We start from the raw sequence: 14,322 nt of genomic DNA, 5'->3' as shown, positions 1-14,322 counted from the left end.
GAAGCGTCGGCTCTCCTCCCCGAGGCGGGTTGCGGAGAGCTCAGGTGGGCGCGTCGATGACGGCTAGTGCCCCGGCAGGCAGCGTTTGCCCGTCAAGGAGCGGCGTCCGGCGCGTGCTCTCGGTGTGCCGGGTGCAGGCCCTCGTACTGGATGTACTTGGGTCTGTGCCCGGTGCGGCGAGAGGGCGTGCCGGGCGTCGCGACGGGGCGAACGTTGCCTGTCGGGGCACTAGTTCTTGCCGTTGTCGACGATGACGGGGGTGCCGTTCGCGTCCGTGCCGCACGGCACCGCGTACACCGGGTGAGCCTTGGCGGCCTCCCTGTACGCCTCCAGGCACTGGTTGTACAGCACCTTGTCGCTCAGCGACTGCTCGATGATCTTGTTGGCGCGGGCGGTGCCCTCGGCCTCGATGCGCTTGCGCTCGGCCTGCGCCTTGGCGGTGCGCGCCGCCTCGACGGCCCTCTCGGTGGCCTGCTCCTGCTGGATCTTCTTGTCGATCTGCTCCTGGAGCTTCTTCGACGGCCTCACGTTGCGCAGGTTGACGGCGGTGACGTCGATCCCGCGCGGGGCCAGGCGCTCCTTGATGAGGGACTCGATCTCCGCGCCGATCCGCTCACGGCCGGAGGCGTAGCCCTCCTCACTGGTGTGCTTGGCGAAGACGTTGCGGACGACCTCACGGCTGTCGGCCAGCACGAGGCGTTCCTGGATCGCCTCCTCGCTACCCGCCAGCCGGTACAACGCGACGGCCTTGCCGGGCACCACGGACCACTTGATGGTGACGTCCGCGTAGAGCACGCCGCCCTGGGAGGAGCGGACCTCGACGACGTCCTCGTCGTTGAGGTTGAGGTCCACCGGACGGGTGGAGAACGATGTGACGTCGGTGAACGGTGACGTGAAGTGGATGCCGGAGGTCAGCGGCGAGCCGATCTTCCCGAACGTCACCGGCACGCCGACTTCGTAGGCGCTCACGACATGGACGCAGGCGAAGACGCCGGCGAGCACACCGGCCAGGGCGCTGAGCACCGCCCCGATCCGCCAGCCCCCGGCGCTGCCACCGCGTCCGACGAAAAAGAGCACGACCGCCGCGACGAGCAGCAATATGGACAGTACGAACACGCTGTTTCTCCCCCTCGAAAACATACCTCGCACCGCCCTCGGGGCAGCGCGCAGCGCATAGTAACCGGCCCCGGTGTACGGACCGTACGCAGGAGGGGAATACCGAACGGCGGGCCACCTCGGTGGCTGTCCTGGTGCCGATGCGGCCGCCGCGTCAGCGGACCCGGTCACGCTCCGGCATGGATGTGGGCCGCCCACAAGGACGGGGTGCGGGGCAGACGGCTGCGGGCCGCTCGTAGCGCGTCGTGAAGAGCCCGGGCGGCGCGGCCGGTGTCCAGTTCGGCGTCGTCGGTGTACAGGCCCGTGTAGAACCTCTCAGCGATGTCGACGGCGACGGCGTCGTTGATCTTCCACAGGGTTCCGATGACATGGGGAAATCCGGCCAGTTGGAAAGCCGAGGTCAGGTGGATGGCCTCGTCGGCCAGTTCTGCCGCCGCCGTCGACGCCGTACCGCAGGCGGACAGGTAGGCGAGTCGGGCGTGGTCGAGGCGCACCGGGGCCAGGCTGGCCACGGTCAGCGGCGCGGTGGCATGGTCATGGAGCAGGAGCAGGCTCTTGGAGGGATCGCCGGGGTGACTGGCGCCGTGACAGGCGAAATGGCTGATCGAGCAGTCCGGCAACTGCGCGAGGACGTTGGCCCGGGTCGGGAGCCGGTGAGTGGACGGCTCGCCGTTGTCCGGGGCCGTGAGCAGAGTCGGCACGGGCAGCAGGGCGCACAGCGCCTCTGCCTCGGTGGGAACATGTGCCAGGCGTCCCGCGATCCCGGGTGTGGTGGGCATGGCGACGATCAGTGATCGGTGAGCTGAAACGGTGGCGGCCGCCTTCCGCCTGGCATGGTGCAGGGCCCGGACGGTCGGGACGTAGGAGGAGACGACCCGGTCGAGTACGGTGCGCGGGACGTCGCCGGGCGGATCGGTACGGTGGCCGGCCGCGTGGAGAGGCAGCATGGCCAGCTGTCCTCCGGGGACCCACCACACGCGGGGCCAGGCGGAATTTGCGGACGGGTGCGCTCCGGTGATGCCCAGTGTGTCGAGCACCGGTCCGGTTGCCGCGTCCCACAACCACTCCAGGACGCCGTTCAAGCGTGCCTGGGCCGCCTGTCGTTCGGCGAAGGTCACGGCAGGGTCGGCAGCGGTGCCCAGGGCCTGCTGGAACAGGGTGGTCTGCTCGGACACGGATGCCGGTGCGAGTGACGGCAGTTCGAGGGGCACCACCCCGTCCGCCGTGACGAGCAGGGCGTGACTGCCGTAGGTGCTCACGTTGAAGACGGCCACCGGCCCCGCGTGGGCTTCCCGGAGGAGATCCTCCCCCTTGGGTGGCAGGGCGAAGGACGCGAAGCCGTCCAAGGCGCGGATCTCCTCCAGGAGTTCCGTGAACTCGTCGGCCAGGCGACCCCGGTCCGCGTCGGCCTGGGGCGCGATGTCGTGGGCCGGCGGGTCGAGCATGTCCCGCAGGTGGGTGAACCTGCTCGCCAGGCCGGGGTGCCGCTCGTTCAGGTCGCTGAGGTCGCTGCGCGTGTCCAGGGCCTGGCTGAGCAGCACCGCGCGACCGGCCTCCAGCAGCCCCAGCGCCCGCTCCGCCCGCTCGCCGGGGCCGGCGCCGGGGGCGGACAGCGCCAGGGCGGCGGCGTCCGCGGCGAGCCCGGCGAGGCCGCCGATACCGTACTGCTGGTCCGCACGGCTGAGCTGACGGGGCGCCACACGCGGCATCAGACGGACCGCGGCCTCCAGCAGGTCGGCCGCTTCCGCCGGACGCGGCGAGGCCAGCAGGTCCGCGGCCGCGCGGGCGGCCTCGATGCGTACACTCGGCGGCGCGGATTCGATACCCACGGCCTCCACGTGGACGGTGACCGCTTCGTCCAGGTCCGCCTGGTCGCCTCCGACGCGATGCCGGGTGAGCAGGTTGTGGCCCAGGATGAAGAGGTACAGGGCCCGGCGTGTGTGCGAGACGGGAGTCGTCCGTACGGCGGTCCTGGCCGCATCAACGGCTGCGTCGAGATCCGCGGTGCGCGCTGTGCGGGAGAACTGCTCCTGGAGCGCGACCGCTAGGTTGGAGGAGAACATCGCCAGGTCGGTGTGCCCGGCGGGTGCCCTGCGTACGGCAGCGCCGAGGGCGGAGATCGCGGCGTCCAGATCCGTCTGTTCGCCGTCCAGGGTGAAGCGTGTGTGCAGGACCCCGCCCAGGTTGGAGAAGTACATGGCCATCGCGGAGTGGCCGTCCGGGGACTTCCGCACGGCGGTCTGAAGCACGTCGACGGCCTCGTCCAGGTCCGCCCGGTCGAAGGTGCGCGCGTACCTGGCCTGCAGGGCTCCGCCGAGATTGGACAATTCCGAGGCCAGTTCGGGCAGTTCCTCGGGGGTGTCCCGTACCGCGGCTCTCAGCACCTCGACCGCCTCATCCAGGTCCGCGGAGCTGCCGGTCTGGTGGTACCGGGAACGCAGTGCACCGCCCAGGGCGGACAAGACCACCCGGCGCTCGGTGTGGGAGCCGGTGCAGGCTTCGAGTGCCCCGCGGCCGGCGGCGATCGCGGCGTCGAGATCGGCTCGGTCCCCGGTACGCTCGAAGCGCGCTCGCAGTGTGATCCCGAGGTTGGAGAGCCACCGGTAACGTTCCTGGTCGTCCGGGGACGCGGCCTCGACCGCAGCCCGTGTGTGCGCGACGGCCGCGTCCAGGTCCGCCACGTCGCCGGATCGTATGTAGCCGGCCAGCAGGACGACCCCCAGGACGGAGAGGTTTCCGGCCCGCTCCGGATGACCGGGCGGAGTCGCCGTGAGCACGGCTCGGCCGAGGTCGGCCGCACGTGCCAGATCCTCCGCCCGGCCCGTGCGGTCGTAGCGGACCCGCAACACCCCGACCAGGCTGGACGCGTAGCCGGCCCATTCCGGCCGGTCAGGCGGTGTGCTCACCAGCGCCTGCTCGAAGGCGGCGACGGCACCATCCGCATCGGCCGAATCACCGAGCCGGTCGTAGCGGTCGTCCAGCGTCTGCCCCAGAAAGGACAGGTGGGCGGCCCGCGTCGCGTCGTCCCCGGGTGGCAGCGCGAGTGCGGCTCGGAGGGTGGCCACCGCCGCGTCCAGATCCTGCCGTTCGCCGAAGTGCCGGTACGCGGAGTGCAGCGCGAGTCCCTGGCCGATCAGGGCGTCGCGCCGCCCGGCGAGTTCCGGGCCGGATGCCGTGACGGCCTCCTCGTACGCGGCGACGGCCGCACGCAGGTCGGCCGGGTCCCGGGTCCAATCGAATCGTGACCGCAGGGCGTTGCCGAGATTGGAGAGCATGGTCGGCCGGTCGGGGTGACGGTCGGGAGCCAGCTCCACCGCGGTCGCCGTGGCCTCGACGGCACGGTCCACGTCGGCAGGGTCATGGCCGGCCTCGAAGCGCCTGCGCAGTGTGCTGCCGAGGTTGGTGAGATACATCGGCCGGTCGGGATCCCCCACCGGCGTCATGTCCACCGCGGCGGCGCTCGCCCGGACGGCGGCGTCGAGGTCACCGCGGACACCGGTCCTTTCGAATCGGGCCTCGAGCACCGCTCCGAGGTTGGAGAAGTATCCGGGCCGCTCCGGACGGTCGAGCGGAGAGGTCCGGGTCGCCTCCTCGGCGGCGTCGATGGCACGGTCCAGGTCTGCTTCGGCTTCCGTGTAGTCGTAGCGGAACCGCAGGAGGAGCCCGAGGTTGTTGAGTACTCGGGAGCTGTCCTCGTGATCGGACGGCAAGGCCCGCAGCATCCGTTCCCACAAACGCAGGGCCGGCTCCACCGTCTCGGGACTGCGATCCCGGGCGGCCTCCCGCAGCAAGGCGACGGCGATCGGGCCGGCCCGCTGGGCGAGATGGGGCAGCAGAACTTCCGGCAGGCCGTCGATGTGGGCGACGAAGCAATCCGTGAACCAGTCCAGCGCGGCCAGCGCTTCCTGGCTGCCCTCGGCATCGGGAAGAGCCCAGTAGCGGTACATGTGCAGCCAGCCGAGAACGTAGCGGCTCTCAAGGTCGCCATCGTCATCCCGCAGGATGCCGGCCAACTGCCGGGCCTCTTTCAGGGCGTCCGGCTCCAGGACGGGGGCGAGCCCCTGTTCGGTGTCGATGTCGACCCGGTCGAGCCGGGCCTCGATCGCCTCGACCCACAAGTCCCGCTTCCCCACCCGGGCCTCCCCCACGGTGCGCGCAAGGTGTGACAGATCCTACACTCAGGGTCGCCGGGAGGTCAGGGTCGTGCCGGGGGCAACAGCGCCGCCGAAGCGTTGGGATGGTCGGCCAGGACGTCCGCACCCGGTTCAGCCAGCCAGGAACAGTCGTCCCGCGCCCACTCACGCGCTGCCGGCGGCGGCCGATTCGGAGGCGGTGACGTGGCCGATCGAGGCCTGGGCGAGTGGTTCCCGGGAGCAGTGCGGGAACGTCTGCGCGGAGCAGCCGACCCGCCGCACGAAGGCACTCCCCGGTGCGAAATACTCTCCCGATGAGTTCACGCACTTCCCCGATCAGCCAGCCGATCACGATACGGAGGGCCGTCGCGCGGGATGCCAAACGGCTCACGCGGCTCGTGCGTGGCTCAGGTGCCTACGAGGGTAAGTACGCAGCCGCAGTCGCGGGCTACCGGGTCGGTCCTGATTACATCGAGGCCCACCGCGCCTTTGTGGCCGTCGGCGCCGCCGAGCACGGAGGCCGGGTCCTCGGGTTCTACTCGCTCGTCCTCGCGCCACCGGAGCTCGACCTGCTGTTCGTCGCCGACGAGGCGCAAGGACGGGGTATTGGACGGCTGCTCGTGGCGCACATGCAGTCCGAGGCCCGTGCCGCCGGGATCGACCGTCTCAAGGTCGTGTCGCATCCTTCCGCCGAGGACTTCTACCACCGCGTTGGTGCGGTGCGGACCGGGACCGCGTTCGCGAACCCGCCCGCCGTGCCGTGGGACCGCCCCGAACTCGAGTTTCGCATTCCTTCGGAATGACGCGGTGTGCCGGGTGGCGGGGCACCGGCTTCGCAGGTCGACGCATCGACGCAGCGTCCGATTAGGTCTTCGGACGGCAGCAGCGGGCTGCGGATTCGTATTGGTTCGTCGCCTGCAACCTGACGCGAGTCGTTGACCTGGGCTTGGGACTCATAGACAGTCACTCGGAGTGCTCGCCCCTCGCGACCACCTCGTGCGTCTTCAGCGTGATCACTCCGACGCTCGCTGTCCCGCTGATCTGTCTCGGCCTGACCCTGCGCGCTGTGGTCCACCCGATCAGCCAGGCCCGTCGCCGTCGCTGGGAGGTGCGGCCAGAACGGCCACTGAGGTGAACGGCTCGTTCGCGGTCGGGCTCGGCCCGGATGCCGATGTAGATGAACACCGCGTCGGGCTTCGCCATTTGTCCGGCCCCTCTGTCCTCACCGCGTCCGGAGGAGCACGGTGATCGGGGTCTGCAACCGCAACTCGAAGCCCGCGGGCAGCACAGAACTGGTGCACTCCTCGGGCACGCAGTCTTCTCCAGCAGTCCCGGGATGAGCTTCGCCAGTCGGCCCGGCACCCTGGGAACGGGTGCACCACGGCGACGTGGCCCCCTGCGAAGCGACTCAAGGCGGCCTGCCGAGGACTGCCCGCTGGGAGGCCCCGCGCACCGACAGCTGCCAGCCATCTCCCGCCACCGAGGCGCAGCGCGCCACCGTCGACAGGGCGCGACACGTCGCCATAGTGGCTGTTCGCCTGCGGCCCGCCCTGCGGCACGGCTGTCAGACTGCCGCCATGGCAGAGGAAGGGACGGAGCAGGACCGGACCCGCCGTCAGCTTCCCACCGCCCGGCTGGAGGCGTCCAGCGACGGGATCTTCACGATCGCCGGCACACTGCTCGTCATCGAGATCGCCGTTCCCCCCGGTTCGACGCACCTGTGGCACGCGATCGTCGAACAGTGGCCCTCCTACCTCGGCCACCTCGTCAGCTTCGTCACCATCGGGGCGATCTGGCTCGCCCACGGCAGGCGCGAGGCGACACGCGAGCCCGCCCCCGCGCGCCGCCGTTCGCGCACCGCGCGTCCGGCGACCCGTGCCGGGCGCGCGTCCGGTCCGGTCGGACATGGCACCAACCGCGGATCCGAGGCGACACGATGACCGCCGCGGATCTGGCGATCGTCACCGGTCTGGTCTTCGTCTGGGGCATGCTCTCGGCGCGACTCGAGCGCTTCGAGATGACCGCGCCCATCGTGTTCACCGCAGCAGGTGTCCTGCTGGCCCACGGCCCGCTGGCACCGCTCGGGATCACCCCCAGCCCGGAAGTGGTGAAGGTCCTGGCCGAGGCGACGCTGGCTCTGGTGCTGTTCTCGGACGCGTCCCGGGTCGGGCTGCGCCGGCTGCGCCCGGATCTGGGACTGTGCCTGCGGCTGCTGCTCCTCGGGCTGCCGCTGTCCATCGGCCTGGGTACGCTGGCCGCCTTCATCCTGCCCGGGGTGGGGACCGGCTGGCTCGCCCTGCTCGTCGGCGCGGCGCTGGCTCCCACCGATGCGGCGCTGGGCGCGGCCGTCATGGTCAACCCGGCTGTCCCGGACAGGATCAGACGGCTGCTCAACGTCGAGAGCGGACTCAACGACGGGATCGCGACTCCCGTCGTGCTGGTCGCCATCGCGGGGGCGTCCACCGTCGAACACATCGGCGACACCGGGCCGGGGAAGGCCGTGGCCGAACTCGCGCTGGGCCTGCTGATCGGCGCTGTGGTCGGCGGTGGCGGTGGCCGGCTGATCAAGCTGGGCCGCGACCGCGGCTGGGTCGCCGAGGGCTTCGCCGCCGCCGCGGTCCTGGGCCTGGCACTGTGCTGCTACGCCACCTCGGTGGCACTGGACGGCAACGGGTTCATCGCGGCGTTCACCGGCGGCCTGGCCTTCACCGCGGCGGGCGGCCCGGCCGCCAGACTGGTCCCCTTCGTCGAGGAGACCGGCGCCCTGCTCTCGCTGCTGGTCTGGCTGATGTTCGGAGTGATCGCGGTGGTACCGGCCATGGAGGCCCTGACCTGGCAGACGGCGCTGTACGCGGTGCTCAGCCTGACGGTGGTCCGGATACTGCCGGTGGCGCTCGCACTGGCGGGGACCCGTCTCGGCCGGCCCGCCGTACTGTTCGTGGGCTGGTTCGGACCACGCGGCCTGGCATCCGTCGTCTTCGGACTGCTCGCCCTGGAGGACCTCGCCGAGCCCGCGGTCCGGCCGGCCGTCACGGCGATCGCCTTCACCGTGCTGCTCAGCGTCCTGGGCCACGGCGTCAGCGCGGACCCGCTGGCCAAGCGCTACGGCCCCCGCCTCGCCTCGTCACAAGGACCACCCGCCGCACCAACCACTTCAGCCGCGCCGGCCGAAATCCCCGAACGACGCCTGATCCGCCGCACCCCGGCTGACAGCCGACTCAAAGAGTAGGCAACACCGAGGCTCGGCGCATGCGTTCACCGAGGCGGCGAAGGCCTCCGCACAACGTCGCTCTCCTCTGACCCCGCCCGGAGATCATGTGTTCTGACTGGACCATCCGGCGACGCTGCGGGCGCAGGGCGCGCTGCGCCACGCCCGCCACCCATCACCGAACGTTGCCTTCGGTCACTGTCCGCGCTCAGCGTGATCCGCTGGTGTGGGCGAAGCGGGCCGGGGTGTTATTGAATGAAGTGTGCGGTCAGGAATCTCGGGACCTGTCGCCCGGGTTCTGGTACGGCCCCGGCGCTGTGCCGGGGCTGGCGAGCGAGCTGAGGGAGCCGCATGAACTCCACCCCCTCCCCCTCCTCTGCGTCGCCGTTCGACATGGTCAGCAGCGCTTTGGGGAAGTACATCCCGCGCGGCCCAGCGGCAGCGGCCGCCGGTTCTGCCGACCCGCAGGGCGACAGCACCGCCCGCCAGCACGTACACGCCGCTCCGGCGCCCGGCCGTCAGGAGCAGATCCTCGGCGCGGTCAACCTGGACCGGGATCTGCGAATCACCCGCTGCAATCTGGACGCCCCCGTCTTCGCGGGGGTGGAGGCCGTGACCGGGAGCGCCTTCGTCGATCTTCTGCCTCCGTGGGACGTGCCGACGGTCACCCGGCGGCTGCGGCAGGTCCTGGAGACCGGTGAGCCGCACGTCGCCCGGGTCCAGCGCCTGCGGCGCGGCGACGGGTCGGAGCTGGTGGTCTCGATGAGCATCCTGGCCGCCGCGGCGCCTCAGGAGGGCCTGACCGTCTCTCTGATCGCCATGGCCAGGAGGCTGCACCTGTACGCCGCTGAGACCGCGATCGGCACCTCGTTGGACATCGGCGAGACCGCGCAGTCGCTGGCGGAGTCATTGCTGGCCTGGGGAGACGTGGCCGCCATCGACCTCGACTTCGCCGTGTGGACGGGCGAGGTGGTCACCGAGCAGCCGCAGGGGCGCATCCACCTGCGGCGGGCGGCCCTGGTGCCGGACCGGGCGTGGCCCGACGGCTACGTGACTCCGGGCGACGATCTTCCCGGCGACGCGAGTCGCCTGCTGTCGCAGGCGATACGGCGTGACGATGCCGCGCAGGCCATCGTCATACCCGACCGGGAGGCGATCGAGCGGGTACTCGACAGTCCGCGGCTGGTACATGCCCTGGTACCCGGCGACCGGGCGGCGGGTGTGGCGTGCATACCGCTCGTCCTGGACGGCACGCCGCCTGTCGTTCTGGGTGTGGCGGAGGTCTGGCGACGGACGGAGCGCCCCTTCGACGACAGCGAGCTGCTCGACCTGCAGGAGCTGGTGGCCAGGACCTCCCATCACGTGGACCTGGCCCGTCAGCACCAGCGCGAGCACACTCAGGTGCTGGCGCTGCAGCGCCGACTGCTGCCACGGTCCAGCGGCGACACCATCGAGACCGCCAGCATCTACCAGCCCGCCACCCCCGACAGCGCGGGTGTCGGCGGTGACTGGGTGAACAGCTTTCCGCTGCCGGACGGCCGTACCGCGCTGATGGTCGGTGATGTCGTGGGGCACGGCCTGGGAGCCGCGGCGACCATGGGACAGCTGAGTATGGAGGCCCGCGCGCTGCTGTCCGCGGGGCTGGCACCCGACGAGGTGCTGGAGCACCTGGACGAGACCGTGGCACTGCTGGACGACGCGGAGTCCGGGCTGGCGGCCGGTTACAGCGCCCTCGGATCGACCTGCTGCATCGCCGTCTACGATCCGGTGAGCAACCACGTGGCGCTGGCCAGCGCCGGCCACCTCCCCCCGATCCTGGTGCCCCCCGACGGGCCCGCGAGCCCGGTCGCAGTACGCCCCCACCCTGGGCTGGGTGCCGAGTTCGCGCTGCGGGAACCGTTCGACGTGCACGCGTTCGCCGCACCCCCGGGCTCGTTGCTCGCCCTCTACACCGACGGCCTGGTGGAGGACCCCGCCCTGTCGATCGACGAGGGCATCGGCAGGCTGGCGGACGCCGTGTCCACGGTGCATCCCTGGGATGCCCTGCAGCCCGCGGCGCGGCGCGTGGTCTCCGCGCTGGCGCCTGTGAGCCGGCGCGACGACGTGACCCTGCTGCTCGCGCGCATGATCGGCTACCGCAAGGGGGACACCGCGACCTGGCGTCTGCCCGCCCGCGGCGACGCGGCCGCCCGGGCCCGCACGCTGGTCTTCGCGCTGCTGGGCCAATGGCACATCAGAGATGACATCCGGGACAGCGTGCTGCTGGTGGTCAGCGAACTGGTCGCCAACGCGGTCCGCTTCGCCGCCGGACCCCTCACGGTACGGCTGATCAGGTCCGGTCACGAGCTGCTGTGCGAGGTGGGCGACACCGGCAACGGCAGGCCGCGGCTGGGTCGCAACGAGCCCCTCGACGACGGTGGTCGTGGCTTGTACGTCGTGCACGGACTCACCACCCGGTGGGGGGTGCGGTGGACGGACACCGGCAAGGTGGTCTGGGCATCGGTCGCGAGGTGACACGGCCGCGGGTGGGCCGGGCGGCGTGCGCTCGCCGGACGGTGCCACCGACGGTACGGGCGACGACCGGTACGGGTGGCGCGAGTCCGCGCTACAGCCACTCCCCCTCCAGGGCGGTGGCCGTGAGGCCCGGGGCCGCCGCGTACAGGACGGCACGACTGCCCGCTTCCTGCCCGGCGTCGTGCGCTCTGCGCAGGATGTCGAACACGGCGGCGCCTCCGCGGTTGCCGCTGGTGTAGCTGTCCCGGCTGTAGTCCAGCAGCCCCGACGGCCACCCGTCGGGCATCGTCTGCTCCATGTACTCCAGTACTCGCGTCCCGCCGGGGTGCGCGAGCAGAACGTCGGGGTGCCAGGAGTCGGGGTCGTCCCGGTAGCGGGCCTGCAGCCACTCCCACATCGCGGTGACCGTCTCCTGTACGGCGCGCGGCCCGCGCCGGTCCATCACGAAGTGGGTGCCGTCCTCCCGTGTCTCCAGTCGGTGCAGGTCCTGGGTGTCGGGCACGGTGTGGTGCCAGGCGGCGCCCAGCCGCAGTATCGACTCGGGCCTCGGGCGGCCCGTGACCACCGCGGCGACCGCGGTGTCCGCGAACAGCAACCGGACGATCAAGGACTCGAGCGTGTCGTCGGCGGGCTGGTAGGTCGTGCTCAGTGCCTCCGCTATCACGACCAGGACCACCCGGTCCGGGTCCGCGGCCACGAGATCCGCTGCCAGTGCCAGGGAGCGGGTCCCGGCGATGCAGGCCCACTGCGTGGCCGGCAACAGCATCACGTCGTTGCGGAGCGGGAGCTTGTTGGCCAGAGCGACGTCCAGCCCCGGCAGCGCCGGGGTGGTGGAGTTACTGGTGATCAAGCAGTCGACGTCCGAGGCGTCCAGGCCGGCGATCTGCAGGGCACCGCGCGCCGCACGTTCCCCGTAGGACTGCACGGCCGCCCAGGCCGGGGCGGTGCGCTCCTGGACGGTCTGCGGCGCGGGTATCGCCTCAAGGGCGGCGATCACCCGATTCACGTCCTGTTCGCTGAACCCGTCGGCGGTCAGCGCCTCTCGGGCCGGCCCGATACCGGCAGCCGGCAGACCGCTCCCCTTGCCGGGCGCGACGGCGGTCTCCAGCGGCAGCATCCACCCGCGGCTTTCGATGCCCGTACTGGCCGCGATGCCGTCGACGCGTGGCGCCCACGCCGCATGCGGGTGACGGCCGCGTACTTCCGCCACGATCTCGCTGGTCTTCACGGTGTTCTCGCCGTGTATCACGGCAGGCGGGCACAGGTAAGCGGCCATGGTGGGCACCTTTCCAGGGGGAACGAGGCAGGACGTCACGAACGCTGTGGCATGGGTCACTTCAGTGCGATGCGTCCAAGTCGATGCCGATGCGCTCGACTTCAGGCTTCTTTGTCCGTTTCGAGCATGGACGCTGAATGACCATTTGCGCTGTGATCTGGGTAACTTGGGCACCTTTTGCGACGCGTGACGCGGAGCACACTGCTGCATCGGGCCCGGTGAGGGAGAGGTGCCTTGGAGAACACGGTTCAGCGGGTCAGGACGTCCTGGACACAGCAGTCCCGGGGTGGTCAGGCCGCTTGCCCGCGGGAACGTGGCGCCGGCCGGCCTCGCGCTGCCCCGACCGCTGTTCGGGCTGCCGCCCCGGCCAAGCGGGCCGCCGGCAGTCCGACTGCTCCCCGGACAGTGGGTCCGGTGGCGGGCGAGCTGATTCGCCGTGCCGTGCACGGACACGCGCACCCGGATCCCTCCGCGTCGACAGGCCCGCACACAGAGGGGTTTGCGCTCCGCCGGGGCCCCAAGGCATACCCGCCCGCTGAGTTCGATGAGCGGTGCAGGGCTCGCGAGGTCAGTCGCCCGGGCGCCACGTCGTGCGTCGTGACGGCACAGGAAGCGGATCTGCTGACCTTGTTGCGCCGGCTCGACGACCCCACGTGGCTCAAGTGGCCCGCGGCTACGACCGCAGCCGGGGCGGCACGCTGCTCGACCGCCTGGCGGCACGACGTGAAGACGACTTCACCACGCGCCGCGCATCGGGCGGGGGGACACTCGGGACTCCGGTGAATGCGGGCGTGTCACCGTGTGGGCGCAGGCAATCGCGTGAGAACGCGAGTCGTCGTCCGCGTCAGAGATTCCGGGTGTCATTGGCCCTGATCTGCGCCGACAACGCCGGGGCCTTCCTCGGCACCGGGGAAGCACAGGCCACGGCGAGTTGCCCCCTGGAGGTCGGCGACCCGCATGACCGAGTTCGCCGACCCCTCCCCAGCTCACCACGGGGCAGCCCCGGGGTGCGCAGGGAGGGGTCGGCGGGTTGCTCAACGGCCGTACGAGACGGGCCGGTTACTCGGGGACCACGACCTGAAGCGCCTTGTCCTCAGGTGGGCCTCTTCAATGTTCGGTTTCACCTTCGTAGCTGCAGTCACGCTGCAGCGGCCAACTCTGGGGAGGGAGCACCGCGGCTGCCGAACCGCGGTGCCCTCATCAACTTTTCGCCCGACCGTGCTGCTGTCCAGCGCCTGGCCGCCGAGGGTGGCGGTGCGGACGCCTTCGAGGCCGGTTTACGCGCTGGGCCAGGGGACGTCGGAGGCGCGGTAGTAGCCGATGCCGGCGGCGGTCCAGCGCGGCCCCTGCTCGGCCAGGCGGACGCGGAACTTCTTCCAGTCGTGGGTGGACTGCGGGGACCAGCCGATCTCCGCGATGGCGGGCAGCCGCGGGAAGCTCATGAGGTCGGCGTAGACGGAGGGCTCGGGGAACTGGCTGGTGGAGGTGGGCAGGCTGGTGCTGGGCGAGTAGGCCCGGTCGGCCCACAGCGCCGCCTCGACGCCGGCGATCTTGTCGGCCGGGACGACCGACGCACTGCCGTTCGGCTTGGCGGTGGTGGTGGTCGGGTCCCAGTCGTAGGCCTTCTGCACCGGGACGTAGCCGACCCAGCTGAGCCCGTAGGGGGTGCTCGAGTCGTACTTCATGTCCAGGTAGGCGTGATCGGCCGGGGACATGACGAACTTGGCACCCTGCGCGACCGCGTTGCGGGCGAACTGGATGTCCTCGCTCTCACTCTTGCTGCCGACACTCTGACGGTCGGAGGTGTCGCCCCAGAACTGCATGATGCTGCCCGAGGGGATGGGCGCCTGGCCGAGCTGGCTCCAGCCCATCACGGTCTTGCCGCGGGCGGTGGCCGCCGAGGTGGCGGCGGAGACGTACGCGGCGTACTGGGACGAGGTGGCCTGGGGGGTCTCGTCACCGCCGAGGTGGATGTAGGGGCCGGGGGTGAGCGTCGCCACGGCGTTGATCACCGTGCTGAGGAAGCTGCTGACGTTGTTGATGTGCTGCTGGTCGCTGAGACAGTACAGGCTGAT

The 14,322-nt window shown here is 71.0% G+C and carries 9 protein-coding genes and 1 pseudogene; 5 read left to right on the top strand and 5 right to left on the bottom strand.

Translation table 11 applies throughout. The annotated features are described in order from the left end of the window. Nucleotides 1-228 precede the first annotated feature (228 nt). On the bottom strand, nucleotides 229-1,116 hold the full coding sequence (locus tag ABZZ79_RS31855; RefSeq protein ID WP_356694717.1) for a prohibitin family protein: 888 nt from the start codon (nucleotides 1,114-1,116) through the stop codon (nucleotides 229-231). Between the two features lie 167 nt (nucleotides 1,117-1,283). After that, entirely contained in the window at nucleotides 1,284-5,249 is a 3,966-nt protein-coding gene (locus ABZZ79_RS31850) for a CHAT domain-containing protein (protein ID WP_356694715.1), read from the bottom strand. 314 nt (nucleotides 5,250-5,563) lie between these two features. Between ABZZ79_RS31850 and ABZZ79_RS31845 the strand changes: the two genes are divergently transcribed. Further along, entirely contained in the window at nucleotides 5,564-6,052 is a 489-nt protein-coding gene (locus tag ABZZ79_RS31845; protein ID WP_356694713.1) for a GNAT family N-acetyltransferase, read from the top strand. Between the two features lie 160 nt (nucleotides 6,053-6,212). On the opposite strand, the gene ABZZ79_RS31840 is transcribed toward ABZZ79_RS31845, so the two are convergent. Continuing rightward, a complete protein-coding gene (locus tag ABZZ79_RS31840; RefSeq protein WP_356694711.1) occupies nucleotides 6,213-6,452 on the bottom strand; it encodes a hypothetical protein in 240 nt (79 codons plus the stop codon). A 374-nt stretch (nucleotides 6,453-6,826) separates the two neighbouring features. On the opposite strand from ABZZ79_RS31840, the gene ABZZ79_RS31835 reads away from it, so the two are divergent. The 3 genes from ABZZ79_RS31835 to ABZZ79_RS31825 all read left to right on the top strand — a co-directional run bounded on the left by ABZZ79_RS31835 (nucleotide 6,827) and on the right by ABZZ79_RS31825 (nucleotide 10,971). Further along, the gene (locus ABZZ79_RS31835; RefSeq protein WP_356694709.1) at nucleotides 6,827-7,189 is read left to right on the top strand and encodes a TMEM175 family protein; all 363 of its coding nucleotides are present in this window, start codon (nucleotides 6,827-6,829) and stop codon (nucleotides 7,187-7,189) included. Next, a complete protein-coding gene (locus ABZZ79_RS31830) occupies nucleotides 7,186-8,478 on the top strand; it encodes a cation:proton antiporter (RefSeq protein ID WP_356694707.1) in 1,293 nt (430 codons plus the stop codon). The genes ABZZ79_RS31835 and ABZZ79_RS31830 overlap by 4 nt, the downstream gene beginning before the upstream one ends. 330 nt (nucleotides 8,479-8,808) lie before the next feature. After that, nucleotides 8,809-10,971, top strand: coding sequence for a SpoIIE family protein phosphatase (locus ABZZ79_RS31825; RefSeq protein ID WP_356694705.1), 2,163 nt, complete (start codon nucleotides 8,809-8,811; stop codon nucleotides 10,969-10,971). 91 nt (nucleotides 10,972-11,062) lie between these two features. Here ABZZ79_RS31825 and ABZZ79_RS31820 read toward each other — a convergent pair whose 3' ends face one another. After that, a complete protein-coding gene (locus tag ABZZ79_RS31820) occupies nucleotides 11,063-12,247 on the bottom strand; it encodes a type III polyketide synthase (RefSeq protein ID WP_356694703.1) in 1,185 nt (394 codons plus the stop codon). 234 nt (nucleotides 12,248-12,481) lie between these two features. Here ABZZ79_RS31820 and ABZZ79_RS31815 point away from each other — a divergent pair. After that, a pseudogene (locus ABZZ79_RS31815) lies at nucleotides 12,482-12,674 on the top strand (hypothetical protein); the annotation flags it as partial. A gap of 850 nt (nucleotides 12,675-13,524) precedes the next feature. Here ABZZ79_RS31815 and ABZZ79_RS31810 read toward each other — a convergent pair. Next, nucleotides 13,525-14,322 (bottom strand): family 20 glycosylhydrolase (locus tag ABZZ79_RS31810; RefSeq protein WP_356694701.1); only part of this gene is annotated, 798 nt, incomplete at its 5' end.

The sequence above is a fragment of the Streptomyces sp. NPDC006458 genome (genome assembly GCF_040612135.1).
GTDB lineage: Bacteria > Actinomycetota > Actinomycetes > Streptomycetales > Streptomycetaceae > Streptomyces.
This window is presented reverse-complemented; position numbering and strand designations above follow the sequence as displayed.